Origin of the sequence: Priestia sp. YIM B13489 (assembly GCF_042787645.1) — a bacterium.
Classification (GTDB): domain Bacteria; phylum Bacillota; class Bacilli; order Bacillales; family Bacillaceae_H; genus Priestia; species Priestia megaterium.
The window spans coordinates 4,420,379-4,446,406 of sequence record NZ_JBHZOQ010000053.1 but is presented as its reverse complement, the minus strand read 5'-3'; the positions used below and the strand labels follow the sequence as shown (position 1 = coordinate 4,446,406).

Genomic DNA, 26,028 nt, shown 5'->3' with positions numbered 1-26,028 from the left:
TTATAGAGATACAACGCCACTAGGGGTGCTTTCTAAGCTGAGAGAGACGAGAAGTCTTAACCCTTATAACCTGAACTAGGTAATACTAGCGTAGGAAAGAGGTATTGTAATGGATGTTTTGTATGGTATTTCCTTACGAACTCGTTATAATAATTTTTTGTATATAAACAAAAACACTTCTTTCCTGCGAAAGAAGTGTTTTTTTATGCGTAAAGGAAGGTGTCATACATGGAAGAAACAATTGATTTGATTGTCAAACAGGTAGAGGAGCGCAAAGGGGAGCTAATCCAGTTAGTAAAAACGCTTGTTTCATATAAAACGCCGGCGCCTCCTGCACGAAATTCTCATGAAGCGCAGCGTTACGTAGCAGATTTCCTTAAAAGCTGCGGTTTTTCCATCGATATGTGGGATTTATATTGCAACGATCCTATTGTAGTGGGCACGCTAAAAGGGAAAAAATCAGCTGACTATCAAAGCTTAATTATTAACGGGCATATGGATGTAGCTGAGGTACAAGAAAATGAAAAGTGGGAGACAAATCCGTTTGAAGCTGTGGTAAAAGACAACATGATAATCGGACGCGGAGTTGCTGATATGAAAGGCGGCTTGGCAGGAGCATTATTTGCAGTCCAGCTTTTAACAGAAGCAGGAATCGAACTGCCGGGAGACTTGATTTTTGAATCCGTTGTAGGAGAAGAAGTGGGAGAGGCAGGTACGCTGCAATGCTGTCAGAAAGGATATACAGCTGACTTTGCGCTTGTTGCTGATACGAGTGATTTACATATTCAAGGTCAAGGCGGAGTGATCACGGGATGGATTACGATAAAAAGCAGTAAAACCTATCATGACGGTACACGCCGAAGTATGATTCATGCTGGAGGAGGTCTGTTAGCTGCGAGTGCTATTGAGAAGATGGCAAAAGTGATCGGAGGGCTGCAAGAATTGGAGCGCCACTGGGCTGTTACAAAAAGCTATCCAGGATTTTTGCCGGGAACAAATACGATTAATCCAGCAGTAATCGAAGGGGGAAGGCATGCTGCGTTTATTGCAGATGAATGCAGGCTGTGGATCACCGTTCACTATTATCCCAATGAATCATACGACCAAGTATCAAAAGAAGTGGAAGAATACATTTTAGCTATTGCAAAAGCAGATCCATGGTTAAAAGATAACCTGCCAACCTTTGAATGGGGAGGCACATCAATGATTGAAGACAGAGGAGAAATCTTCCCGTCATTAGAAATTGATGAAAATCATGCTGGAGTACAGCTGCTTGCAAATACTCATGAACAAATTGAAGGGAAAAAGCCCCCAATCGATGTGTCAACTAGCGTAACAGATGGCGGTTGGCTAGCTGATGCGGGAATTCCGGCAGCTATTTACGGTCCGGGAAATTTAGCAAATGCACATGCTGTGAATGAACAATTAGATATGAATCAGCTTATTCAATATACAAAAGTGATGGTGCAGTTCATTTATACGTGGCTGCATACGCATAAGGAGTGATCATCATGAAATTTAGTGAACGATTATACGAAAAGCTGCAGCCTATTTGGCGTCAAAATCATAATCATCCCTTTGTACAGGGAATGGGAGACGGAACGCTTGAAAAGGAGAAGTTTCGCTTTTACATGATTCAAGATTACCTTTACCTAATTGATTATGCCAAATTATTTGCGATTGGAGCCATGAAAGCTACTGATGTTCAAACGATGGGGAAATTTGCTGCACTTTTGGATTCTACATTAAACGAAGAAATGAGCCTGCACCGTGAGTATGCCAAGAAATTTGAAATCAGCGAAAAAGAATTAGAAAAAGCGCAGCCATCTCCTACAACGCTTGCATACACACACTATATGCTGCACGTTGGTCAAAGCGGAACATTAGCTGAATTAGTGGCGGCTCTTTTGCCTTGTATGTGGAGCTATTGGGAAATAGGAAAAGAACTCAGTGAAAAGCCTGGAGCTAACAATGAGTTTTATCGTGAGTGGATTGAAATGTACAGCTCAGAAGAATTTGGAGAACTAGCGACATGGTGTATTAATTTATTCGACTCACTTACTGCAGACAAATCAGAAGCGGAGTTAGAAAAGCTCGAAGAAATTTTCTTAAATACAACGCGTTTTGAGTATATGTTCTGGGATATGGCTTATAACGAAGCGATGTGGCCAATTCATGAATAAGTCTGTGTTATCTTTTCAAAACGTCAGTTTTACGTACAAAAACGGTGATCAACCGATTTTAACATCATTAAACTTAGACGTGAAAGAAGGCGAGTTTGTCAGTATCGTTGGAGCGAGCGGTTCTGGGAAAAGTACGTTGTTTCGTCTCATTACAGGTCTTGAACAGCAGAGTGAAGGCGATATCGTGATTAACGAACAGTCTTATGAAAAGCGGCTTGGAAAAGTAGGCTACATGCCGCAGCAAGATTTGCTTCTTCCGTGGCGTACGATTTTAGACAATGCAGCGCTGCCGCTTGAGCTTCACAATGTGTCAAAAGCAAGTGCTCATAGGCAAGTATCTCAGCTGCTCGAAGAGTTTGGTTTAAAAGGGTATGAAAATCGTTTTCCAAGTGATTTATCTGGAGGAATGAAGCAGCGTGTTTCTTTTCTGCGAACGGTATTAAGCGGTTCTAACGTACTGCTTTTAGATGAGCCTTTCAGTGCGCTTGATGCCATTACGCGTTTGTCGATGCAAGAATGGCTGCTTGAACAATGGCAAAAGCGTAAGCACACCATCTTATTTATCACTCATGACGTAAACGAAGCGCTTTTTTTATCAGATCGTATTTTTATCTTTTCAGACAAGCCGGTAAGTCATCTTGAAGAGATTCAAGTGCCGCTTAGCAGACCTCGAACGCAAAAAGATTTGAATCAACAGCGTGTGCTTGACGTAAAAGATTATTTAATTGAACAGCTTAGATCGAAGGTGAACACATGAAAAAGTACGGAGCTTCAGTGATATTAGTAGTCATTTTACTGGCTGCTTGGGAAATTGGAGCACGCATTGTAAACTATCCGTTTATTTTACCAACGCCCACCGGTATTTTAACGAAGCTTTGGGATTTGCGAATGGATTTATTGTTTAAGCATTTACCAGCTACGTTATCTATTGTCATAATTGGGCTGGTTATATCCGTTGTGCTAGGGGTTCTGCTGGCCGTGTGGATGAATTGGAGCTCGCTTATTGAGCGTGCTTTCTATCCGCTTATTATTGCGTCACAAATGATTCCGACCATTGCCATTGCTCCTGTATTTGTTCTCTGGTTTGGCTACTCTATTTGGAGCAAAGTGATTGTGACCGTATTAATTACGTTTTTTCCCATTACCGTTAGCACGTTTGACGGGCTTCGTTCCACAAACAAAGAGTTAAAAGAACTCATGTTAACGATGGGAGCAACAAAAAAAGATATTTTCTTTAAGTTGAACATTCCTTCTGCACTGCCTCATTTTTATTCAGGGCTCAAAGTAGCGGTTACCTTTAGTATAATAGGTGCTGCCATTGGCGAATGGTTAGGTGCACAAGCAGGCTTAGGATATTTCAGTCGTCGTATGATGACACAGTTTGATGCAGCTGGTGTATTTGCACCAATTGTAATTTTATCTGCGCTTGGTATTTTATTCTTTATTATTGTAGTAGGTTTTGAAAAACGTTCATTAAAGTGGAGGAAAACAGAATGAAAAAATGGTTTGTAATTGGCTTAAGCCTGATGCTTGTTTTGATGCTCGCTGCTTGTGGTCAGAACAAGGAAAATAAAGCTGGTGACAGTAAAGAATTAAAAGACGTTACAATTATGCTTGATTGGTATCCAAATGCAGTGCACAGCTTCATTTACGCTGCACAAGAAAAAGGATATTTCAAAAAAGAAGGGCTGAATGTAAAAGTACAGTTTCCTGCTAATCCAACAGACTCGCTTAATTTAGCAGCTGCGGGGAAAGTTACGCTCGGCCTTTATTATCAGCCTGATGTAGCAATGGCACGAGCAAATGAAGATGTGCCGGTAAAGTCGGTAGGAGCAATCGTAAGGTCTCCGTTGAACCGAGTTGTGGCGCTGAAAGATAGCGGTATTAAGCGTCCTAAAGATTTAGAAGGAAAAGTAGTAGGCTACAGCGGAACACCATTAAGTGAATCTGTTCTAAAGAAAATGGTGAAAAGCGATGGAGGAGATCCGAATAAAGTCAAACTAGTAGACGTAGGATTTGAGTTAAATTCATCGCTGATTAGTAAAAAAGTAGATGCCGTAATAGGGGCATATATTAATCATGAAGTACCATTGCTTCACAAAAAAGGATACAAAACGGTTGACATTGATCCTTCGGATTACGGCGTACCATCTTACTATGAGCTAGTGGCAGTTACTGGGGATCAAACATGGGCAAAAGATTCTGATACGATTAAAGCGTTTTGGCGTGCCGCGACAAAAGGATATGAGTACACAGAGAAGCATCCAAAAGAATCACTTCAAATTCTATTAGATAACCAAGATAAATCAAACTTCCCTCTTGAAAAAGACGTGGAAACAAAAAGTTTAAATATTTTACTTCCGAAAATGAAGTCTGAACACGGATTTGGCAGTCAAACGAAAGAATCATGGCAGTCAAATGTGGACTGGTTAAAAGAGTCAGGATTAATTAAGAAAAAGCCAAATGTAGATGAAATGTTTGAGAATATCGGAGAATCTAAGTAAATAATTTAAGACGAATTTAAAAGAACCTTCTTATACTGAACGTAACTTTCTGAAAGAGAAAGTGAAAAGGTAAAGGAGGTTTTTTTATGGCTTTTACGATGGTAGATAAGGAAACATGTATTGCTTGCGGAGCATGTGGAGGGAGCGCACCAGATCTTTATGATTATGATTCAGAAGGTCTTGCTTATGCTGTGTTAGATAACAACGAAGGAATAAAAGAGGTTCCTGAACATCAGCAAGATGAGATGATGGAAGCGTACGAAGGATGCCCAACAGACTCGATTAAAGTTGCAGAGCAGCCCTTTTATGGAGATGCAACAAAATTCGAATAGGGTTTTTGAAAAAAGTTAACGATAAAGTACATTTAGTTATGCGATAAATAAATATTTGGTGAAATAGAAAGTTTCAAAACAAAAAAGGTCTTGCCTAGAGCAAGACCTTTTTTTATTCTAAATTTGCATGCTTTCCGTACATTGTATGGGTATCAAGTTCTTTCTTCTCCATGAAGCGAAGAATCAGCGCATCGTAAAAGAGAAGAAGCGTTTGTTCAAACAATGATGCCATAGGCTGTACTGTTTGATAACTGCTTTGTTCTTGATCCTTAGGAGCACCAGGCAGCTTCACGATAAAGTCAGCCAGCTTGCCAAGCGTGGAGTCGGGAGAAATTGTGACTACTCCAACTTTTCCTCCAAGTTCTTTTGCTTTTTGAGCGATAGGAATCAAGCTCTTCGTCTCCCCAGAACCTGATCCGATGATTAATAAATCATCCTGCGTGAAAGTGGACGTCACGGTTTCTCCAATGACATAAGCATCAATGCCCATATGCATCATACGCATAGCAAACGACTTGCCCATAAGACCTGAACGGCCTGCTCCAGTGACAAACACTTTTTTAGATGAGATGATGCCATTTACAAGCTGCTCAGCTTCATCATCAGCGATTAGAGCTGTTGTTTGTAAAAGCTCATTCATAACTGTTTTTAAATGTTCGCTCGTCTGCATAGAAAGCTCCTTAATTTGTAATAAGCTCTTTCATTTGAGAAGCAACTGATTTTTTATCGTCTTGGCTCGTGATTCCTCCGCCAACGATAACAAGATCAGGCTGTGCTTTTACTACTTCAGGTAAAGATTCTAATTTAATTCCGCCAGCAACGGCTGTTTTTGCATTTTTTACAACGCTTTTGATTGTTACTAAATCTTCAAAAGAGTTTTGACCAACAGCTTGAAGGTCGTATCCTGTGTGTACACAGATATAGTCAACGCCAAATTCGTCTAGCTCTTTTGCGCGTCCTTTAATATCTTTTACCCCAATCATATCGACTAGAATTTTTTTACCTTGTTTTTTGGCTTCTTCAACTGCACCTTTAATTGACATATCTTCAGCAACACCTAAGATGGTAATGATGTCTGCTCCAGCTTGAGAAGCTTGCTGTACTTCATAGCCAGCTGCATCCATAATTTTTAGGTCAGCTAATACTTTTAAATTAGGAAATGCTTCTTTAATTTCTTTAACGGCGCGAAGCCCTTCATTGATTACAACGGGCGTACCGATTTCCACGATATCAATATGTTCTTCAACTTCTTTTACTACCTCTTTTGCTTGAGAGATATTAACAAGATCTAATGCTAATTGTAATTCCATTCTACTCCACTCCTTACAGAAATGTATAAATACCTTTTGTGCTTTTTTACATATAAAGCAGCTGGTGTAGTTATTGTACCCGCAGTTTGAGGTTCTTAAAAGTACGCACTTTTCCCACAAATAGTGTGGGGAATGATAGTATACAGAAGTATACTAATGGACATATCAGTCTTGTAACCGCTTAATCTTTATTAAAAATGCGGATGATGTTGAGTAACATCATCCGCATAAAAAAATAAAAACTATGGAATAGAAGGAGTAGTTTCCATCATTTAATCAACGTTTCCGCCTTTTGTTCTTGATTGATCAGCACTGTATCACGGTAATTTTTACCCCAATCATACATGGCTGTCAAAATGGGCATTAAACTTTCTCCTTCTTTTGTAAGTGAGTATTCGACTTTAGGTGGTACGACAGGATAAACTTTACGGTTAACAATTAGATCTTCTTCCAGTTCCCGCAGCTGGTTAACCAGCATACGCGGCGTAATATCAGGAATAAGCGATTTTAGTTCCCCGAACCGTTTTGTTCCTTCACGTCCTAAGTGCCATAGTATCAGCATCTTCCATTTCCCACCGATAATAGCAAGCGTTAATTCTTTTTCACAGTTAAATTCCTTATTAAGCTGGCTCAATTGCTTCACCCCTATGACCAATAGTATAAAATTTATTTTAAAGTACTTCTTATTATACCGGTGCTGACAATCCTTTTACAAAAATCCGGCTTGCGCTTTTCCGTTAAAAAAGGGGAGCTTTTTTAATACATAGTTATTCTTGACTAGTGGGAGCAAAAAGGTGGCCTTTAGTCATGTTTTTTGTGTTCAATTGTTTAAATATAAAAAAAGATGGGAAATCACTCAATAACAATGCTAAAGGAGGCAGTAAAAATGGAAAGAAGCCGATCTGAATTACAAAACCCTGCTTTAAGCAACAGCGCAGGCATTAATAACGACGTAGGAATCAATAATAATCCACAGACAGCTAATAGCACTACTGCTGTTAGCACTGGAAAAAGCTGTAGCAGCAAGCTAGTAAAAGGTGTTGTTGTCGGGGCAGTTGTGGGTGGATGTATAACATTACTTGATAATAAAACTCGCTCATCTGTTAAAAGAAGAGCCGTTACATTAAAGGACTCTTCTGCAAACATGATTAATCAAGTAAAAGAGAACCCTCAAGAAACAAAAGAAAAAATGGTGCAGCAAATGAAAAACGCATCGAATCTTTTAAAAGATGCAATTAATGATGCTAAACATTTGTACGAGCGTGTAAATGAAGATTTCTTTAAGCAAGCAGAAGATGTGAAAAGCGTTACGCATGATGCAAAATCGACGGTAGAAGATGCTAAAAGTGATTTACAGCAAATTGGTGAAAAAGTGAAAGATGCAACTTCTGAAATAAGTAAGGAAAAGATGACGCCAGACGAAAAACCAGAAGCTGAGCGTGAAAGAACATACCAGTCTATTCACTAAAAGGGAGATGTTAACTGTGAGTCAAATGAATGAAGGAACTACAAAAGACATGAATAAAATTGAAGAAACGGCAGATAATTTAGGGACGGAGAAAAAAGAAGCAATTTTGCAGAACTTTGATACGTTTACCGATTATTTAAGTCAAAAAGTTCATGTCGGTAAAAAGCTCGGGTTAAGTGAGGAACAATTAACGGCCGCTACAAAAAAAGTGGCTAGCTATTTAGCCAAAAATGAGGAGCCTCGAAACCGAGAAGAAAAAGTCCTTCATGAGTTATGGAAAGTCAGCAGTGAAGAGGAAAAGGAAGTCCTTTCTCATCTCATTTTAAAACTAGTTGCGTAACATTAAAAAAGCATCCCATCTATCAGGATGCTTTTTTAATGTATTAAGATGATTGATTTTGAGCCTCTTGAATCGTTTTATCCCAGTCAATACCGCAATCATCCGTTGCACAAGAAGATTGCTGTGCGCAGCTTGCACATTTTCCCTGAGTACTCTTGCGGAAGAATTTTGTCATATGATAAAGAGCATATCCAAATATCAAAACCCCAATTAAAATGTTAATAATCAATGTTATTCACTCCTTTTAAGAAAAACCAAGTACTTTTCCAATAGTGTGTACAAGCAAAGCTACGAGATAAGCGACAACCAAAGGGTAGGCCACAGCAAATGCTGTCCATTTCAATGAGCCGGTTTCTCGTCGAATAACAGCGACGGTTGCTAGACACGGAACATAAAGAAGAACAAACACCATAAACGTATAGGCTGTTAGCGGTGTAAAGAATGTCTTCATTGTGTCGCCAAGCTGTCCTTCTTGTACTTTATAAATGATGCTCATAGTCGAAACAACCACTTCTTTTGCTAGGAAGCCTGTAATCAGTGATGCTACAGCTTGCCATGTCGCAAAACCTAAAGGGATAAATAGCGGAGCGATAGCACCTCCAATAATAGCCATAAAGCTATTTTCCATATCTACTCCAAAACCGCCAGGGCCAGCGTAAGATGATAGCCAGATAAATACAGAGCCAGCTAAAATAACCGTACCTGCTTTTCGGACGAAATTTCGGCCTTTTTCCCACGTGCTTCTCCAAAGAGTCTTGGCTTGAGGTACGCGGTAAGGAGGAAGTTCAACAATAAAAGTTGATTGTTCGTCTTTAAGAAGCGTTACTGATAAAATTTTCGTTACAACAAGTGCTAAAATAATGCCAAGCAAGTACATAGAAAACACCACAGCTGCTCCGTTTTGTACAAAAAACGCACCTACAAACAAAGCGTATACAGGAAGGCGTGCTGAGCAGCTCATAAATGGATTTACTAAAATGGTCATAAGGCGCTCTTTTCGCTGTTCAATTGTACGCGCGGCCATGATCCCTGGTACGTTACATCCAAAGCTAATAATCATCGGAATAAATGCTTTTCCGTTCAAACCGAAAAATTCCATGATACGATCCATTACTACAGCAATTCGAGCCATGTATCCTGAATCTTCAAGCAGTGAAATGAAAAAGAACAGGACAAAAATTTGTGGTACAAATACTAGTACGCCGCCTACGCCTGCGATGATGCCGTCCACAATTAAATCATGAATAAATGGAGCGGCACCAGCTGCAGTTAGAAGAGAATCAGCGCCTTTACTAAGCGTTCCGCCAAAAAAACCGTCCAGTTTATCAGAAAGAGGAACGCCAATCCAAGTAAACGTAATATTAAAAATCAAATACATTAAGCCAAGAAAAATAGGGAGACCAAGCCACTTATGCGTCACAATTCGATCGATTCGATCTGTGAAGGTTAGAGGTGTTTCGCTGCCCTTTATGATACACTCGCTGGAAATGCGTTCAATAAATGCTGTACGCACGTCGAAGAAATGCTCGCTAAGCGGCTTGGTTAATTTTTGTGCAGCCGCTTTTCGAAGCTCAAGCAGCTCTGAGTAACTCGTTTTTTCTTTTAATGTTGATTCGATTACGCTATTTTCCGCTAAAAATTGAATGGCAATCCATCTGCTGACATCCGCTTTTGTTTGAATCATATGAATTGCTTGTTCAGCGGTTTCCCCGTAATTTAATTGAAATGAAGGGGCTTTTAAATCTTGCTTCAAAGTGGAGAGAAGCTCATTAATTCCTTTTCCATTGCGGGCAATAATTGCAGAAACCGGAATATGTAATGATTTGCTAAGCTTTTCCAAATGAAAAGTTAATCCACGTTTTTCCGCTACATCAATCATATTTAAGCCGATTACTAATGGCTTTCCATATTCCAATGCTTGAATAGTGAGGTGCATGCTTCTTTCAAACTGAGAAGCGTCTACAATATTCAGCATACTGTTAAATTCTCCGGTTAACAAAAAGTTAGTTACCACTGCTTCATCTGAAGAAAGAGGAGTAAAATCATACACACCCGGCAAATCAACCAGCTGGCTGTTTTGCTTTTTAATAGACCCAACTTTCTTTTCAACGGTTACACCGCTCCAATTTCCTACGTATTCATAGGAATCTGTTAATATATTGAATAAAGAAGTTTTTCCTGTGTTTGGATTTCCTAAAAGTGCAATTGTACTCATGCTGTCTCAACCTCAATTTTAGCCGCATCGCGTTTTCGGATGCTAATCATTTGACCTTGACATTCAATAATACAAGGTCCCCCTAAGATGGTTTTTTGCTTCATGCACAGTTCGCAGCCTTTTTTTACTCCAAAAGAAAGAAGGCGGCGTTCTAATGATCTATCTAAAAATTCAATGTTTTTAACTTTTACTTTGTCGCCAATACTCACGGTAGTTAAATTCATCATTCAGCACTCCTGTTAATGATAATCATTTTCAATTTGTATCTATCTCGATTATACATAAGGTTCTAAAATCAATCAATGCTTCTAGAGCGTTACAATTAAAAATATATATTTATAACTATATTTTTCAGGTGAAATTATGTACGATTTTAGCAGCAAATTGTCAGGAGGGATGTGAGTGGAGGTAATCATTCGCAAAATGAGAAAAGAAGATATTACGTCTGTTCAATACGTCGCAAAGATGAGCTGGTATGATACATATGAAGGGATTATTCCTAGAAGCGTTCAGAATCGGTTTCTTTCAGAAGCATACTCCAATAAAAGGCTGCTGTGGCGCTTGCGCAATTCGTTCATTTATGTAGCAACTATTGATGAGAAAATCGTAGGGTACGCTAACTTTTTCCGACTACAAAACAGAGGGGAAATAGAACTAGGATCTATCTATATACTTCCTGCTTATCAAGGAAAAGGAATCGGTTCGCAATTGTTAGAAAAAGGAATGAAGCGCTCGAAGGAATTAAAAATCGTTTACATTAACGTAGAAAGGGAAAACGGAATAGGCCGTGCTTTTTATCAATCAAAAGGTTTCCAGCTCGTGGATGAATTTGATGATGAATTTGAAGGGCACTTGTTAAAAACGATGCGGATGAAGTTAATGATTTAAGCCTATAGCATGAACGTTATCTTAAAAAAGCTGATTTTAAACTTTCTGCTAAAATCAGCTTTTAATTACAGAATAACGATTGACCTTATTCTTGTGAATATGGTAACATTAATCAGAACTTAATGACCGAAAATGTTTTTCGGTCAAACAGTCAGGCGGAAGTAAGGATTATTGGAGGCTAAAAAACATGAATATGATTAAAGGAGAATGGAAAAAAATCTTTTCCAAACCAATGACTATTGTTGTGATTTGCGGATTGTTATTTGTTCCATTACTTTATAATGTCATCTTTTTATCTGCTTACTGGGATCCATATGGAAAAACAGATCAAATTCCAGTTGCAGTGGTAAATGAAGATAAAGGTGCTACGTTAGATGGAAAGAAATTGAATGTCGGTCGTGATTTTGTTGATGATTTAAAGAAAAATGATAAATTTGACTGGAAATTTACGAACAAAGAAAAAGCGTTAGAAGGCCTAAAAAATGAGGACTACTATTTAGTTTTAGAAATTCCAAAGAATTTCTCCAAAAATGCAACAACATTAATGGATAAAGATCCTAAAAAAATGAAATTTATCTATCATACAAATGCCGGAAAGAACTATTCAGGCGCTCAAATTAGCTCAAATGCAGTGGCTAAAATCAATGATCAGATTAAAGAAGCAGTCACAAAGCAGTATGCTGAAACGGTATTTGACAGCTTTAAGCAAGTAGCGGACGGTCTTCAAAAAGCAAGTGACGGTGCAGGAGAGCTCGAAAATGGCTCAAAAACGCTGCGAGATAACATGAAAAAATTAGCAGACAGCACGGTTACATTCGAAGACGGTACAGCTAAATTGGCAAGTGGGTTAACGGATGCACGAAAAGGAGCAACAGATTTAAATGCAGGTGCAGCTAAGCTCCTAAACGGTGCGGACACAATTAATGAAAACTTAGGCAGCCTAAACAGCGGTTTAGGGAAGCTAGAGAGTGGAAGCAGTCAATTATATAGCGCTTCTAGTCAATTAGAAACTGGAGCTGTTGGTGTTCGAGATGGATTGTCAAAGTTACAAAGTGCAACCAAACAGCTTAATGATGGAACGCAGACACTTCAAGGAAAGCTTCCGCAGTTCACAAGCGGCTTAAATCAAGTGGACGCTGAAGTGAGCAGCGTTACGCAGCAAATTAATCAAGCGGAACAGGAAATTACGCAGATTAAACAGCAGGTCGATTCAAAAAAAGCAGAGTTTGAACAGCAGCAGCAAGCTCTCATTGACAGCATTAACAGCAATGAGTCCATTCCTGATGAGCAAAAACAAACGCTGATTGCAGGAATTAAAAAGCTGACGTCTCAGCAGTTTATGGATGAACAGCAGCAAAAAGCAGAGCAGCTAAAAGCAAAAGTAGATAAAGTGCAAGAATTATCAGCAGCGCTTCAAAAGCTTTCTAAAGGCGGAGAAGATATTCAAAGCGCTATTAATAAAATTGCTGATGGACAAAGTCAGCTGTACGATGGACAAACGAAAGTATATAATGGTGCTGTTAAACTAGCAGACGGAGAAAAGCAGTTCAACAGCAAATTTGCAGAGCTAAACAGCGGTATTGCTGACGCTCATACAGGAGCTGGAAAGCTTGCTGACGGGCAGCAGCAAATTGTGGATGGACTTAAGAAGTCTGAACAAGGAAGCGCAGCGCTAGCAAATGGTTTAACACAGCTAGAAAACGGGGCAACCAAATTAGCAAATGGTTCTAAAGAGTTAACAAATGGTTCGTCCAAACTATATGATGGTTCATCTAAATTATCAGATGGAACAAGCGAGCTTCATTCATCTTTAGCAGATGGTGCAAAAGATGCAAAAGATGTTAAAGCGGATGATAAAACATATAGCATGTTTTCAAATCCAACGGATTTAAAATCAGATAAACAAAACAACGTAGATAAGTACGGTGTCGGATTAGCTCCATACATCTTATGTATTGGCTTGTTTGCGGGAACGTTAATGTTCTCAGCGGTATATCCAATGAAAGAGCCATCAATTCGACCGACATCAGGCATTTCGTGGTTCTTAAGTAAGTTTAGTGTCATCACTATTGTAGGTATGCTGCAGGCAGCGATTGCTGTTACAGCTCTTCTATGGGGCTTGCATTTAAACGTAACAAGCATTTGGCACTTCTATATCTTTACCATGATTACAGGTGTGACGTTCTTTACACTTATCTTGTTCTTAACAACAGGGTTAGGAAAAGTAGGGCAGTATTTAGCCTTCATTATTCTGCTGCTTCAAATTGGCGGCAGTGCAGGTACATTCCCTAAAGCACTTGTGCCGGAATTCTTCCAGGCAATTAATCCGTACTTGCCTATGACCTATGCAATTCGCGGTTTCCGTGAAATCATCTCAATTGGTGATGATTTCGGCTATGTATGGCATCAGGCTGGCGTACTTGGAATCTTTGCAGCAATCTTCATCACTCTTTCATTGATAATGTTTTATATCAATGCCAGAAAAGAGAAGCATCACACAGAGGAAGAGGCAGCAGCATAATTTAACTAATATAAAAAGAGAGTTCCAGTTTAAAAAGGAACTCTCTTTTTCTTTATGATAGTATAGGTTTACGTATAAAAGAGGGGAACGTGAATGCATGCAGCTTACAAAATTTTCGGTATATGAAAGTGATCGTGTAAAAAAGTGGCAGGAAGGGCTGAAAGAATGGGACGGTTCAATATCGGAACGGATGATAAACGACCGAGCTGAAGATGAATTTTGGCAGCAGTATTTAGAGAAAATGTCTTTTAATTCAGTAAATGACCCTGTAGTAAAACAGCTTCAACAAGAACTTCTTGCTTTTTTGAATCCAAATGACTCTGTTATGGAAATTGGCCCTGGCTGGGGAAATTATACGTTTTCGATTGCTGATTATGTAAAAGAACTTACGTGTATGGATTGTTCGCCAAGCATTATTCGCTACTTACAAACGCAATCAGATGCCCGCTCTAATCTAAAGTTCATAGAAGGTAAATGGGAGTATGAGCGTCTAACAGATAACTACGATGCCGTAGTAGGAATAAACTGTTTTTACCGTATGCATAATATTGTCGATGGTCTCTTAAATATGAACGATTCGGCTAATCGTTTGGCGGTTATAGGCATGTCAACGGGTCCAGAAAAGCCTCACTACGTAGAGTTACATAGAAAGCTTGGGTACGAGATTAAATGGCGCCGTAAGGAATATATTGACTTACTAAATATTTTATATGAACTGGGTATTTACGCAGATTGTAAGCTGGTTCCTATAACCAAAACGGTAACTTATGAGACGTACGAAGATCTCATCAAGAAGAACTCGACAAAGGTGCTTTCTAAAGATATTGACAAGTTAGAAACTGAGAAGATTATTTTACAGCATGTAAAGAAAATAAATGGCACATATGAATATACGTATCAATATCATATGGCTTTTATTTATTGGAAACCGATAAAAAGAACCCGTTGAGTAAAATCAACGGGTTCTTTTTAGTAGGGATAAAGCTGTAATTTAGAATAAGCAATATTAAAATCGTCGCCGCTTAGAAGAACTTTCAATTCCTGCTTCTTCACGGTATTTAGCTACTGTTCTTCTTGAAATCTGAATTCCTTCGCTGGAAAGAAGAGACATGAGCTTTTGATCTGAAAGAGGTTTTAATTTATTTTCTTCGGCAATTAATGTTTTGATTTTTTCTTTTATAAAGGCAGTAGAATTGCTTTGTTCGCCATCAGTTCGCTCTAAAGAATTGGTGAAAAAGTATTTTAACTCAAACAGCCCGCGTGGCGTTTGAATATACTTTCCGTTAGTCGCACGACTTACCGTTGATTCGTGACAGTCTATTTTTTGAGCAATATCTTTTAAGTTAAGCGGCTTTAGCCCCGAAATACCCATTTCAAAAAAATCTTGCTGATGTTCCACAATGGCTTTGGACACGTTGTAAATCGTCGCATTACGCTGCTCAATACTATTGATTAGCCAAGTAGCTTCATGAATTTTTTCCTGTACGTATCGATCGGTTGTTACGCATGCAGAGCGATGAACCAGCTTTTGATAGGTGCCGTTAATTTCGATGGGCGGAAGCAGCTCGCTATGAAGAATAACATGATAGCGGCCGTCAACTTTTTGTACCGTTACATCAGGCGAGATGTACTTTGTAAGCGGGACGTGGAAATCTCCTGCTGGACGAGGATTTAATGTCCGCAAGCAGTCAACAATTTCTTGTACTTCACGCATCGAAATAGAGTATTTTTTTGAAATGTTCCGATATTTTTTGTTAGCAATATCTTCAATATCGTGTTTTACCACGTCGTATAAAAGAGGAGGCTTTGACTTTTTGGCCTTAATTTGAATAAGTAGTGAATCGACAAAATTTTGAGCGCCCACGCCAATCGGATCAAAGCTTTGTAAAACGTGAATCATATCGTTGACTTCGTTAATTGAAACATTCAGCAGTTCGGCTGCCAATTTTGGCTCAATTGCTAAAAAGCCGTTTTTATTTAAGTTTCCAATTAGAAATTGAACGATGTGTTTTTGGTGTGAGTGTAAATGATTTAGCATAGACAGCTGCTCTAATAAATGACTCTCTAATGTCACAGTTTGATCAGATATATAATTAAACGGATTATAATCGTCATCGGTATAACCTTTTGAATATGAACGCTGTTCTCGAGTATCAAATGAATCTTTTTGCTGAGAGTCGCCAGCAGACAGTTTAATCACAGGATTTTCATTGACTTGCTGATGAAGATAATGAACTAAATCGGCCGTAGAATAATTTAAAATGTTGATAGACTGACGTAATTCAGGTGTCATGGCCAATTTTAATAGTTGTTTTTGGGATAAATCTAAACCTAATTGCATCATTGAATCACCTATCATTCTTGAGTTTTATTTCGACAATTCTGGCTGCATCGTTCGACATCATCATAGCTGAAAATGCGAAAGAATTCTATAGTGTTGTCAGATGTTCTTACACAGGGGCTAATTGCAAGAAAGAGTAGGAGAATAGATAAAACAAAAACGAATAGCTCCTGGCAATAGCTATTCGTTTGTTTTAACAGAGCCGCTAGGAGAACTTAGCTGCAATTTGGGGTGTTTCCCATTCTTCTATCTCCCCATGCGCACATCATATTTAAAATTTCTCGTAAGGTTTCGCCTTCTTCACTGAGTGAGTACTCTACTTTAGGAGGAACTTCATTGTATACTTTTCTATTAACCACACCGTCTTTTTCTAATTCTTTTAGCTGTTGAGACAGCATTTTTTTGGTAATAGCAGGCATAGCTCGCTGAAGTTCACTAAAACGTTTTTCACCTTCTTTTAATAAGCATAAAATAACGACTTTCCATTTCCCGCCGATTACTTCAAGCGTTGCTTCAACAGGTACATTATAGTGGGGTGCTTTCACCGTTAATCCTCCATTCATAAACAGATATGAAATATGGATATAATAATTTAATATCCATAGACCTAGGTTACCGGGAAGGTACCTGGTTACATGAAAGTGCCGTCTTTTGTAAACAACATGTATTTATTATACTGAAAAAGAACTTTTAATTGAAGGAAGAAATGTAAAAGGGGAGATCTTGATGAAAGCTTTACTGCTAGAAGGCAAAGGGAAAGTAAGTGAGATGAAAGTCGGAAATATCCAAAAGCCACATCCAGCTAAAGGTGAAATTTTAGTTAAAATTAAAGCTACTGCTTTGAACCCTGTAGATTATAAAACAGGAAACAGCGGTAATCCTAGTTGGACATATCCTCACGTATTAGGACTTGATTCAGCGGGCGTTGTCGAGGAAGTGGGAGAAGAAGTCACAGCTGTCAAAGTCGGAGACCGCGTTGTATATCATAGCGATTTATCAAAAAAAGGCGGGTTTGCACAATACGGAGTGACAACAGCCCACACAGTTTCTCTTATTCCGCAAGGGGTTTCATTCGAAGACGCTGCGGCTATTCCATGTGCGGGATATACAGCATATCAAGCATTGTTTCACAAAATGAACGCTTCAAAAGGACAAACAATTTTAATTCACGCAGGTGCTGGAGGGGTTGGAGGATTTACCATTCAGCTTGCCAAAAATGCAGGCCTTACAGTGCTCACAACCGCATCTTCTGCCAATCATGAGTTTGTAAAAAGTTTAGGTGCTGATTATGTAATCGACTACCGTAAAGAAGACTTTGTGAAAAAAGTGCTGGAGCTTACCGATGGAATCGGTGTAGATTTAGTCTTGGATACCGTTGGACGAGACAATGCAGACGAGTCGGTAAAGGCTCTTGCTTTTAATGGTCAAATTGCATTCATCGCAGGACCGCCTAATGTAAACGATGCGATTTCGTTTGCGCACCCACTATCGTTTCATCAAGTTGCATTAGGGAGTGTACATCAGTCTAATAACGTAAAAGAACAGCAAAAACTTGCTGAGATGGGAAATAAAATGCTTTTGCTTTTACAAGAAAATACGCTAAATGCACTCGTGGAAAAAGTCATTTCACTAGAAGAAGTGCCAGCAGCATTAGATGAACTGGCGACTCGTCGAGTAAAAGGGAAAATTGTAGCTGTAATAGATAAATGATAGAACGAAAAAGAGATTGAGACATAACTACATCAATTCAATCTAAAGACAAACAAATGGAATAAAGGAGCTCGTATCGACCATTTATTACACCGCTGTTGATTTCCGTGCAAGGCTTCGCTTTCCGCGGCCGGCTGATGAGCCTCCTCGTTGCTTGCGCTCCTGGGGGTCTCATCCCTTCCGCTGTTCCCGCAAGAGTCTTCGCTTTGCCCTCCAATCAACAGCTAGAAGCAGCTAACTAGATGAACCCTACGTTTACCAGCACAATGAAAAGGTCCGAACGATTACTCGTTCAGACCTTCTTTAAACTAACAGACTTTTTATTTTACCTCTTTTAAATCGTAAACTGCTGCGTATAGAGTTGGTGATAAAACCCTTGTTTTTCTAGCAGCTCGCGATGATTTCCTTCTTCAATAATTTGTCCGTCTTTTAAGACAAGAATTTGATCTGCATTTTCAATCGTTTTAAGGCGGTGGGCAATGACAAAGCTTGTTTTTCCTTTTAATAGATTACTCATTCCTCGTTGAATATCAATTTCTGTTTTTGTATCAATGTTGGAAGTAGCTTCGTCTAAAATTAAAATATCACAGTCAGAAAGCATGGCTCGAGCAATCGATAAAAGCTGCTTTTGACCTTCACTTAAATTTCCTCCGCCAGCTGAAATCGCGGTATTGTATTGCTGCGGCAAATGTTTGATAAACGAATGAGCATTGGCCATTTTAGCTGCGCTTTTCACTTCTTCGTCGCTGGCATCTAACCGGCCAAATCGAATGTTATCCGCAATCGTACCGGAAAATAAATAGGTATCTTGAAGAACAATGCCGATTCGGTTTCGTAAATCATGGATGTTATAGTCACTGATGGAACGTCCGTCAATTTTAATGTCTCCGTTTGAGATGTCATAAAATCGTGTGAGCAAGTTAATGATGGTTGTTTTACCAGAACCTGTGGGACCGACCAAAGCAACCATTTCACCTTTTTTTGCTGTCAGTGTAACATTTTTTAAAATCATTTTTTCATCGTTATAGCCAAATGATACGTTCTCAAAAGCAACGTCTCCTGCAAATTTTGTAACAGAAAGAGCGTTTGGCTTGTTTGTGACGTCCGGCTGCTCATCCATAATCGCAAACACGCGCTCTGCGCCGGCAATAGCCGAAAGAATGGTGTTTACTAAGTTTGCCATTTGACTGATTGGGCGAGAGAACTGACGTGAGTAGTTAACAAATGAAGCGATCATCCCAACTGTAACGCTACCTTGAACAGCCATAAATGCGCCCGCTCCGATCACTAGTGCTAAGCCTAAGTTGTTAATAAAGTTTGTGACAGGACCTAAAAAGCCTGAAAATGTTTCCGCTTTTGTTGCTGAACTTCTCAGCTGTTCATTTCGTTCATTAAAAACAGTTAAAAAGTCTTTTTCTTTACTAAAAAGCGTAACAACTTCTCCTCCAGAGATTGCTTCTTCTACAAAGCCGTTTAGCTCACCTAAGTCTTTTTGGCGTTTGACAAAATTTTCACTGCTTCGTTTTAATATTTGTCGAACGATTATAACCATCAAGGGAATAACAATCAGCGTGATAATGGCAAGAATCCAGTTGAGCGAGAACATCGCAATGGTAATGCCGACTAAAGACAAAATAGAGGACAGAGCCTGAATAACGCTTTGACTCAGAGCGCTGTTTAGATTATCAATATCATTTGTGACTCTGCTCATTAACTCTCCGTGAGCTCGTTTGTCAAAAAAGCGAAGGGAGAGAGTCTGAAGCTTTGCAAATAAATCTTGTCGAAGCATTCCAATAGTCGTAAACGAAACGTTCACCATTAAATAGGTTTGCAGCCATGTTAACAAAGATGTCGTAATATAAATTCCTGCAAGAATAAGGGACATTCGTATCGTTCCGCTGATATCTTTAGGGATAATATGCTCATCAATAATAACTCCAATTAAATAAGGGCCTAATAAATTAAGCAGGGAAGTCACAATAACTAAGATTATCGCAGCCGCAAGCGGAGGTTTTCGTTTCCCCATATATGACCAGATTCTGTACAGTGTTTTTTTCGCATTTTTTGGCTTAACTACAGGGCCTTTCATCATTCCTCTAGGGCCGCGAATAGAGCTCATTTGATTTTTACCTTGGTTATTCACTAGGCAACACCTCTTTTCCGCCTTGTGCAAGGTAAATGTCGTAATAAAGAGAGCGATAACGAAGCAATTCTTCATGAGTCCCTTGTTCAGCAATTTTGCCTTCATCCATGACGATAATGTGATCAGCGTGGAGAAGAGACGAAATTTTAGAAGCAATAATGATAACGGTCGCATCAGCAAACTCTTCTTTTAAATGTTTTAGTACCTGCGCTTCTGAGACAGCGTCTAATGCCGAAGTTGCATCATCGATGACTAGGATAGCGGGCTTTCTAACAAATGCACGCGCGATTGAAAGACGCTGCTTTTGCCCTCCTGATAAATTGGTTGCTCCTCGCGTTAAAGGATACTCATATCTTTCTGGAAGTTTTTCAATAAACTCCGTTGCGCATGCAAAATCCGCAGCATCTTCAATTTCTGAGGAAGAAGCCTGATCTTTTCCCATTCGAATATTCATATCAATCGTGCCGGTAAACAGCGTAGCTTTTTGAGGAATAAATCCAATGGATGAGCGAAGCACTTTTACGTCATAGTCCGTAAGGTTTTTTCCATCTACGAAGATTTCGCCGTCATCAGGATCATATAAGCGGGAAATAAGTTTTGCAAGCGTCGACTTCCCGCTTCCAGTAGAGCCGATAATGCCAATGGTTTCCCCGTGTCTAGCAGTGAACGAAATATCTTTTAATACGTTTTCGCCATTTTTACTATAGCTGTATGTAACGTTTTGAAACGATAGATCACCTTTAAGTCTGTTGATTTGAGCAGCAGAGTTTGCTGGAGGGATGTCTATTTTTGTTTTTAAAACAGAATCGATTCGTTCAGCTGAAGGGAATGCGCGTGTAATTTGTATCAGCACCATGCTGCTTGACATAAGTCCGTTTAAAATAATCGTTAAGTAATTAATAAAAGCTAAAATCACACCTGCTTCAATTTTTCCTGCTTCGACTTGAAGTCCTCCCAGCCATAGAGTAGCTACCATTCCGATATTTACGACAAATAAAATAACGGGCATTAAAAGCGAAATAAGCTGAACAGCACTCATATTAGCTCGCGTCAAGGAACTGTTTGCTTCTTTAAACTGATTGATTTCATACGATTCTCTTACATACGCTTTTACTACACGCATCCCTGATAAATTTTCTTGGACTTTTGTATTTACACGATCAACGCTTTGCTGAACTTTTTTAAAAAGTTTTCCAGCTTTCGTGATCACAAACCAAATGCATAAAAATAAAATAGGGACGACCACGACGATAATAGGAAACAAAGAACGAGCGGTTAATAACACGATCACAATACTTCCTGCAAAAAGTAAAGGACCTCTAACTAATACTTTTAGCGTCATATTCAATGCGTTTTGAACACTCGTTACATCATTTGTCATGACGGTAATTAAGTGACCAGTCCCTAGTTTGTCTCTGTTGCTGTTTGAGAGGTTTTCAATTTTTTCAAAAAGCGATTTCCGAATATCGGTAGAAAAATTTACTGCCGCTTTTGTGCTAAGGATGGCGCAGACGATACCGGCAGCTAAGCCAATGACTGCTAACATTAGCATAAGGATACTTCGAGTGATAACATATGTTTGATCGTTGTTTGCAATGCCATAATCAATGATATGCTGCATAATAGTAGGCTGAAGAAGATCAGCTAACACTTCAATTACCATCAATAGCGGGGCAAACAGCGCGAGCCATTTGTAAGGTTTTAAGTAAGGGTACAAAGATTTAATTGTATTCACACATTGTGGCACTCCTTTCTGTAAAAAATATGGTAACATAGAATAAGTTTAGAAGTTTGTTTCAAGCACCATTTATTATACGCCAATGCAAGCAGAAATCCACTTTTTGAGAGGGTCAGGTATGCAATGAATCAAACATTACGAGTACATCATCCGCTTTTTGGATCTTTGTTATATGACTCGGCCTGGGTTGGAGAAAAACAGGTCACTTTCTTTGGACAAAAACAACAGGTGTTGCTGACAATTGATGGAGATAAAGAGAAGCCATTTCAAAAACGACAAGAAGAGGCCTTTCAAGCATTTTGGCTTCAAGGTGAATTATTGTTAAAGAGGACGGAAAAAGCTCTTTTTGATTATTATCAACAGGTGCGAGATGAATACAGAACTCAAGTTGAAAAAGACGTGGTAGACTTATTAGTTCCGAATGTAAAAAAGCGAAAAGACATCGGGTTTTTAGTTGAGTGTATTCAAATCTTTGTTCCTGAAGCACCTCATGATACAAGAGAACTTGGTTTGTTTTTTGAATGTACGTGGGAAGAAGAGCATATGTTAGCTGTAAAGTTTAGAAATGAACAAATTTCCGCTATTGGTTTACAAGAAGATTTATTCTAGTAAAAAGCCTTGAAGCAACCTGCTTCAAGGCTTTTTGGCATTAATGCTTGACGGGCTCTTCGATTCCCATACCTGTATTTGCTTTTACTAAAATCTCATCAAATTTCTTTTCGTCTGCTTTTTTAGACGAAAGAAGTGTTCCTATAAAAGCAGCTAAGAAGCCTAGAGGAATAGAGATAATACCAGGGTTTGTTAGCGTAATGAGCGGTTCACCTACAAAGATAGCAGCTCCCGGCTCAGGTGCCCATACGTTAGGACTAATGGCAACTAAAAACAGGGAGCTGAATAGTCCAACCAGCATGCCAGTGACTGCTCCTACTGTATTGAAACGTTTCCAAAAAATAGTGAGAAGAATAATTGGCAAGTTAGCGCTCGCTGCTACCGCAAACGCAAGTGCCACTAAAAATGCCACGTTCATGTTTTGAGCAAATAATGCAAGAATAATAGATAAAATGGATACCCCAATAGAAGCCCATCGTGCAGCCACTACCTGTTCTTTTTCAGTAGCAGCTCCTTTACGCAGAATATGACTATAGAAGTCGTGCGCGAATGCTGAAGCTGCTGAGAGCACCAGTCCAGCTACAACAGCTAAAATTGTAGCAAATGCTACAGCTGAAACGAACGCAAAAAGAAAGTCTCCGCCAAGAACTTGAGCGAGCAGAGGAGCCGCCATATTTCCTGCTGCATTTGCTTTGATAATATCATCATATCCTACAAAAGCAGCAGCACCGAATCCTAAAAAGATTGTCATAATGTAAAAAACGCCAATGATCCACGTTGCATAAATAACAGACTTTCTTGCGGTGATGGCATCTTTTACTGTGAAGAAACGAATAAGGATATGAGGCAGGCCTGCTGTACCAAGAACAAGAGCTAAATTCAACGAAATCATGTCCAGCGGATTTTTGAATTTATTTCCTGGATTTAAAAAGCCGTCACCAAGAGGAGTTGCAGTTTTCATCTCGGAAAACATTTTAGCTAAGCTAAAATCAAATTTTGAAAATACGATAATGGAAATAATGAACGTGCCAATCATCAGAAGCAAGGCTTTGACAATCTGCACCCAGCTAGTCGCTGTCATTCCTCCAAATACAACGTAAACCGTCATCAAGACGCCGACAATCAAGACAGAGTACACGTAATCTAGACCAAGTAATAAATGAATTAATGCTCCTGCTCCAACAAGCTGCGCAATCATATAAAAAATGGAAATGGTGATCGTGTTTAACGCAGCAACTCCCCGCACTTTCTTTTCGTTAAAACGAGCTGCTATCATATCTGCCATCGTGTACTTTCCTAAGTTGCGAAGGGGTTCAGCTACAATGTATAACACAACCAGGTAGGCAACTAAAAAGCCGATGCTGTAAAAAAAACCGTCAAATCCAGAAAGCGCTACCATTCCAGCTATGCCTAAAAATGATGCAGCAGACATATAATCTCCGGCAATTGCCATACCGTTTTGCCAGCCGGTTAAACTTCCATCTGCTGTATAAAAGTCACTGGTCGTTTTTGTCCGCTTGGATGCCGCATACGTAATGATTAGCGTAAGACCTACAATGGCTAAAAAAAGTGAAAAAGCTAGTACGTTCATTGATTTAACCCCCTATTTAATTTGCAGCTTCTTTTTTAATCGTGTCAACAAGTTCATCGAATTTCGAGGCTCTTTTTGTGTATAGAATGCATAGGGTCCAGGTCATCACAAACTGTGCAAAAGCAAATACCCACGCCCAGGTCATAGAAGCAAAAGCTGGTTTGTTTAGGACGGTTGTGTAAGCCGTTAAGATAGGCAAGGTAAAATAAAAAGCAAGAAAAAACAGAGAGAGCGGTAAAATAAAATTGCGTTTTTGTTTCAAAAGCTTTTGAAATGAAGCAGACTGTACAATTTCTGTGTAATCAGGAGAGGAAGAAGCATTGTTTACCTTCTTTAAAGAATTTTCATTCATCGCCAAGCGGAATTCCCCCTTTGATAATAAATAGATGAAGCGAAAAGCTTCATATCACTTGAATTATATTATTTTCGGAATAAAAAGTAAATTCTGTCTTTTTGTGAGAATGGTAACTGTGTAGGTTTTTTAATATACTGAAGGTTCGTAATAAATGCATACTGACATAATAAAAAAGAACAACATTTAATACAAAGGAAAAATCATTCGCAAAAGAAATGTTGAAATTAATCCTTAGTTTCTTATATATATAAGGCTTTTCTTTATTATTTAAACATTATTTATTTGTTTGATCTTTTGAAAAAGAAAAGAAGATGATGATAGAATCATAAGCACACAATAATGCTTAGAGAGGAAACAGGTTGAGAAAATAAGCTATTATTTAGAGATGGTTATAAATAGACAAGATATTATGAAAGATTTCTATATGAATGATATTTTTTCTTTATAGTAAACAAATCATGTGACTACTTATATAAAAGAGAAAAGGTGAAAGAATGGCATTTGGAATTAAACGCCCGGAACTAAACGCATGGAAAGCAGCTGTTAAGCGAGGAGAGATCGCGTTTTTAACTCATTATTGGCTTGATGAGCGTTTTCCACATGCAACTACCGTAACAAAAGTAGGTTGCAGTGACTTAAATAAGCTGATTAAGTGGGGAAAAAAGTACGGTATTCCCGCTAAGTATATTGATAATCGATCCGGCTATCCTCATTTCGATTTACTAGGTGAGCGTCAGAAAGAAATTATGAAAAAGGAAAATCAGCTGGAGCAGCTGAAGCGATTTGAAGAAGTTAACGAGTGAAAAGCAAAACTAATTTCAAAAAATGTAAAAAAATTCTATTGTTAAGACTTTTTTTATGTTTAAATAGAAAAAACAGTGGAATAGATTAAGAAGAACAATTACGTTATGTATTCTCTTATATAGGGAAAATAACTTAGTGTAGTTTCCTTATTTGATACGATAAAGAGCTTTGTTTTATAATAAAATTGTTGTTCGGATAAAAGGAGGAAGAAGGGCATGTCCGAGGTTGGAACTTTAAAAAAAGGATTAGATATCTTCTCTTTGCTTTTAAACCGTCCGAATATGACTATTCCAGAAATGATGGAAGCGCTCGGTTTTAATAAGAGTACGATGTATCGTCTTGTGAGCACGCTTGAGCAAAACGGATTTATTGTAAGAAACCCGTCTAACCGCTATACGGTTTCACCGCAACTGGTGCTGGCACTCGTGCAAAATACGATGCATACGAACTATGAAATGAATTGGCTCTCTGTTCCTGCTATGCAGAAGCTGAGTGAAGAGACCAAAGAGACCATTTATGCGGGAATTCTCCATCATAAACAAATGGTTACAACTCAGGTGGTTAACGGGCAATATAGCACTCGTACGCATTCTGAAGTAGGAAATAAAAAGCCGCTTCATGCAAATGCTATTGGAAAGTGTATTCTTGCTTATCAAGAGGACAGCGTACAAAAATCTATTCTTCATGAACTTTCGCTTGAAGCTTATACAGATCGAACGATCACCGAGCTGGACAAGCTTGAAGCTGATTTAGCTTTAAGTAAGGAAAGAGGATATGCTGTCGACGATGAAGAACGGGAGCCGGGCGTTCGCTGTATTGCAGCCCCTATTTTCAGAAAAGGAAAAATAATGGCGGCTATTGCTTTATCAGGTCCATCCTTTCGTATTTCACAAGAGAAAGACGAAGAACATGCTGCACTTGTTAAACAGTGCGCAGAACAAATTTCACAAGCAATTACTCTTTACGAATAATTCAA

Annotated in this window: 27 protein-coding genes and 1 riboswitch; of the genes, 15 read left to right on the top strand and 12 right to left on the bottom strand. The window is 38.9% G+C overall.

Annotated features, from left to right (window positions below; translation table 11 throughout):
- Positions 1–11: 11 nt before the first annotated feature.
- Positions 12–114, top strand: a riboswitch (TPP riboswitch).
- Positions 115–228: 114 nt separating this feature from the next.
- The 6 genes from ACFX4W_RS28740 (at position 229) to ACFX4W_RS28715 (ending at position 5,019) form a co-directional block, all read left to right on the top strand.
- Positions 229–1,506, top strand: a complete 1,278-nt coding sequence (locus tag ACFX4W_RS28740) for an acetylornithine deacetylase (RefSeq protein ID WP_043980211.1) — start codon at positions 229–231, stop codon at positions 1,504–1,506.
- Positions 1,507–1,511: 5 nt separating this feature from the next.
- Entirely contained in the window at positions 1,512–2,183 is a 672-nt protein-coding gene (gene tenA, locus ACFX4W_RS28735; protein WP_043980210.1) for a thiaminase II, read from the top strand.
- On the top strand, positions 2,176–2,940 hold the full coding sequence (locus tag ACFX4W_RS28730) for an ABC transporter ATP-binding protein (RefSeq protein ID WP_043980208.1): 765 nt from the start codon (positions 2,176–2,178) through the stop codon (positions 2,938–2,940). The genes tenA and ACFX4W_RS28730 overlap by 8 nt, the downstream gene beginning before the upstream one ends.
- Positions 2,937–3,680 carry an ABC transporter permease gene (locus ACFX4W_RS28725; RefSeq protein WP_043980206.1) on the top strand — a complete coding sequence of 248 codons (744 nt, stop codon included), beginning with the start codon at positions 2,937–2,939 and terminating at the stop codon, positions 3,678–3,680. The genes ACFX4W_RS28730 and ACFX4W_RS28725 overlap by 4 nt, the downstream gene beginning before the upstream one ends.
- Positions 3,677–4,687, top strand: coding sequence for an ABC transporter substrate-binding protein (locus tag ACFX4W_RS28720; protein ID WP_043980204.1), 1,011 nt, complete (start codon positions 3,677–3,679; stop codon positions 4,685–4,687). Before ACFX4W_RS28725 ends, ACFX4W_RS28720 begins: the two co-directional genes overlap by 4 nt.
- Before the next feature lie 86 nt (positions 4,688–4,773).
- Positions 4,774–5,019: a ferredoxin gene (locus ACFX4W_RS28715; protein WP_043980201.1), complete on the top strand. Its 246-nt coding sequence runs from the start codon at positions 4,774–4,776 to the stop codon at positions 5,017–5,019.
- A gap of 112 nt (positions 5,020–5,131) precedes the next feature.
- On the opposite strand, the gene hxlB is transcribed toward ACFX4W_RS28715, so the two are convergent.
- The 3 genes from hxlB to hxlR all read right to left on the bottom strand — a co-directional run bounded on the left by hxlB (position 5,132) and on the right by hxlR (position 6,963).
- Positions 5,132–5,689, bottom strand: coding sequence for a 6-phospho-3-hexuloisomerase (hxlB, locus tag ACFX4W_RS28710; RefSeq protein WP_013055598.1), 558 nt, complete (start codon positions 5,687–5,689; stop codon positions 5,132–5,134).
- Between the two features lie 10 nt (positions 5,690–5,699).
- Positions 5,700–6,329 (bottom strand): 3-hexulose-6-phosphate synthase, encoded by a 630-nt coding sequence (gene hxlA, locus ACFX4W_RS28705; RefSeq protein WP_013055599.1) that lies wholly within the window; start codon positions 6,327–6,329, stop codon positions 5,700–5,702.
- Between the two features lie 268 nt (positions 6,330–6,597).
- Positions 6,598–6,963 (bottom strand): transcriptional activator HxlR, encoded by a 366-nt coding sequence (gene hxlR / locus ACFX4W_RS28700; RefSeq protein ID WP_013055600.1) that lies wholly within the window; start codon positions 6,961–6,963, stop codon positions 6,598–6,600.
- A 252-nt stretch (positions 6,964–7,215) separates the two neighbouring features.
- Here hxlR and ACFX4W_RS28695 point away from each other — a divergent pair, with 252 nt between their 5' ends.
- Both ACFX4W_RS28695 and ACFX4W_RS28690 read left to right on the top strand, forming a co-directional pair.
- The gene (locus ACFX4W_RS28695) at positions 7,216–7,797 is read left to right on the top strand and encodes a hypothetical protein (protein ID WP_043980198.1); all 582 of its coding nucleotides are present in this window, start codon (positions 7,216–7,218) and stop codon (positions 7,795–7,797) included.
- Between the two features lie 16 nt (positions 7,798–7,813).
- On the top strand, positions 7,814–8,137 hold the full coding sequence (locus ACFX4W_RS28690; RefSeq protein WP_013055602.1) for a DUF3243 domain-containing protein: 324 nt from the start codon (positions 7,814–7,816) through the stop codon (positions 8,135–8,137).
- Between the two features lie 43 nt (positions 8,138–8,180).
- Here ACFX4W_RS28690 and ACFX4W_RS28685 read toward each other — a convergent pair whose 3' ends face one another.
- The 3 genes from ACFX4W_RS28685 to ACFX4W_RS28675 are packed head-to-tail and all read right to left on the bottom strand — an operon-like array spanning position 8,181 to position 10,576.
- A complete protein-coding gene (locus ACFX4W_RS28685) occupies positions 8,181–8,366 on the bottom strand; it encodes a FeoB-associated Cys-rich membrane protein (protein ID WP_013081918.1) in 186 nt (61 codons plus the stop codon).
- A 15-nt stretch (positions 8,367–8,381) separates the two neighbouring features.
- A complete protein-coding gene (gene feoB / locus ACFX4W_RS28680) occupies positions 8,382–10,352 on the bottom strand; it encodes a ferrous iron transport protein B (protein ID WP_043980190.1) in 1,971 nt (656 codons plus the stop codon).
- Entirely contained in the window at positions 10,349–10,576 is a 228-nt protein-coding gene (locus ACFX4W_RS28675; protein WP_025749730.1) for a FeoA family protein, read from the bottom strand. The genes feoB and ACFX4W_RS28675 overlap by 4 nt, the downstream gene beginning before the upstream one ends.
- Positions 10,577–10,754: 178 nt before the next feature.
- On the opposite strand from ACFX4W_RS28675, the gene ACFX4W_RS28670 reads away from it, so the two are divergent.
- From ACFX4W_RS28670 to ACFX4W_RS28660, 3 genes are all read left to right on the top strand, one after another.
- The gene (locus ACFX4W_RS28670) at positions 10,755–11,240 is read left to right on the top strand and encodes a GNAT family N-acetyltransferase (protein ID WP_078081507.1); all 486 of its coding nucleotides are present in this window, start codon (positions 10,755–10,757) and stop codon (positions 11,238–11,240) included.
- 187 nt (positions 11,241–11,427) lie between these two features.
- A complete protein-coding gene (locus ACFX4W_RS28665; RefSeq protein WP_043980187.1) occupies positions 11,428–13,761 on the top strand; it encodes a YhgE/Pip domain-containing protein in 2,334 nt (777 codons plus the stop codon).
- A 97-nt stretch (positions 13,762–13,858) separates the two neighbouring features.
- The gene (locus ACFX4W_RS28660; protein WP_043980186.1) at positions 13,859–14,710 is read left to right on the top strand and encodes a class I SAM-dependent methyltransferase; all 852 of its coding nucleotides are present in this window, start codon (positions 13,859–13,861) and stop codon (positions 14,708–14,710) included.
- A gap of 57 nt (positions 14,711–14,767) precedes the next feature.
- Here ACFX4W_RS28660 and rpoN read toward each other — a convergent pair whose 3' ends face one another.
- Together rpoN and ACFX4W_RS28650 are read right to left on the bottom strand one after the other, a co-directional pair.
- Entirely contained in the window at positions 14,768–16,102 is a 1,335-nt protein-coding gene (gene rpoN / locus ACFX4W_RS28655) for an RNA polymerase factor sigma-54 (protein ID WP_043980184.1), read from the bottom strand.
- A 215-nt stretch (positions 16,103–16,317) separates the two neighbouring features.
- A complete protein-coding gene (locus ACFX4W_RS28650; RefSeq protein ID WP_034668472.1) occupies positions 16,318–16,665 on the bottom strand; it encodes a winged helix-turn-helix transcriptional regulator in 348 nt (115 codons plus the stop codon).
- Positions 16,666–16,828: 163 nt separating this feature from the next.
- Between ACFX4W_RS28650 and ACFX4W_RS28645 the strand changes: the two genes are divergently transcribed.
- Entirely contained in the window at positions 16,829–17,812 is a 984-nt protein-coding gene (locus ACFX4W_RS28645; protein ID WP_043980173.1) for a zinc-binding dehydrogenase, read from the top strand.
- Between the two features lie 334 nt (positions 17,813–18,146).
- Here ACFX4W_RS28645 and ACFX4W_RS28640 read toward each other — a convergent pair whose 3' ends face one another.
- Together ACFX4W_RS28640 and ACFX4W_RS28635 are read right to left on the bottom strand one after the other, a co-directional pair.
- The gene (locus tag ACFX4W_RS28640) at positions 18,147–19,931 is read right to left on the bottom strand and encodes an ABC transporter ATP-binding protein (RefSeq protein ID WP_043980631.1); all 1,785 of its coding nucleotides are present in this window, start codon (positions 19,929–19,931) and stop codon (positions 18,147–18,149) included.
- A 16-nt stretch (positions 19,932–19,947) separates the two neighbouring features.
- Positions 19,948–21,690, bottom strand: coding sequence for an ABC transporter ATP-binding protein (locus ACFX4W_RS28635; protein ID WP_043980171.1), 1,743 nt, complete (start codon positions 21,688–21,690; stop codon positions 19,948–19,950).
- Positions 21,691–21,816: 126 nt separating this feature from the next.
- On the opposite strand from ACFX4W_RS28635, the gene ACFX4W_RS28630 reads away from it, so the two are divergent.
- On the top strand, positions 21,817–22,302 hold the full coding sequence (locus ACFX4W_RS28630) for a DUF6985 domain-containing protein (RefSeq protein ID WP_013055615.1): 486 nt from the start codon (positions 21,817–21,819) through the stop codon (positions 22,300–22,302).
- A gap of 40 nt (positions 22,303–22,342) precedes the next feature.
- On the opposite strand, the gene ACFX4W_RS28625 is transcribed toward ACFX4W_RS28630, so the two are convergent.
- Positions 22,343–23,893 (bottom strand): solute symporter family protein, encoded by a 1,551-nt coding sequence (locus tag ACFX4W_RS28625; RefSeq protein WP_043980169.1) that lies wholly within the window; start codon positions 23,891–23,893, stop codon positions 22,343–22,345.
- 16 nt (positions 23,894–23,909) lie between these two features.
- Positions 23,910–24,245 (bottom strand): DUF485 domain-containing protein, encoded by a 336-nt coding sequence (locus tag ACFX4W_RS28620; protein ID WP_034275644.1) that lies wholly within the window; start codon positions 24,243–24,245, stop codon positions 23,910–23,912.
- A gap of 497 nt (positions 24,246–24,742) precedes the next feature.
- On the opposite strand from ACFX4W_RS28620, the gene ACFX4W_RS28615 reads away from it, so the two are divergent.
- The gene (locus ACFX4W_RS28615) at positions 24,743–25,051 is read left to right on the top strand and encodes a hypothetical protein (RefSeq protein WP_013055618.1); all 309 of its coding nucleotides are present in this window, start codon (positions 24,743–24,745) and stop codon (positions 25,049–25,051) included.
- A gap of 216 nt (positions 25,052–25,267) precedes the next feature.
- Positions 25,268–26,023 carry an IclR family transcriptional regulator gene (locus tag ACFX4W_RS28610; RefSeq protein ID WP_043980166.1) on the top strand — a complete coding sequence of 252 codons (756 nt, stop codon included), beginning with the start codon at positions 25,268–25,270 and terminating at the stop codon, positions 26,021–26,023.
- Positions 26,024–26,028 lie beyond the last annotated feature (5 nt).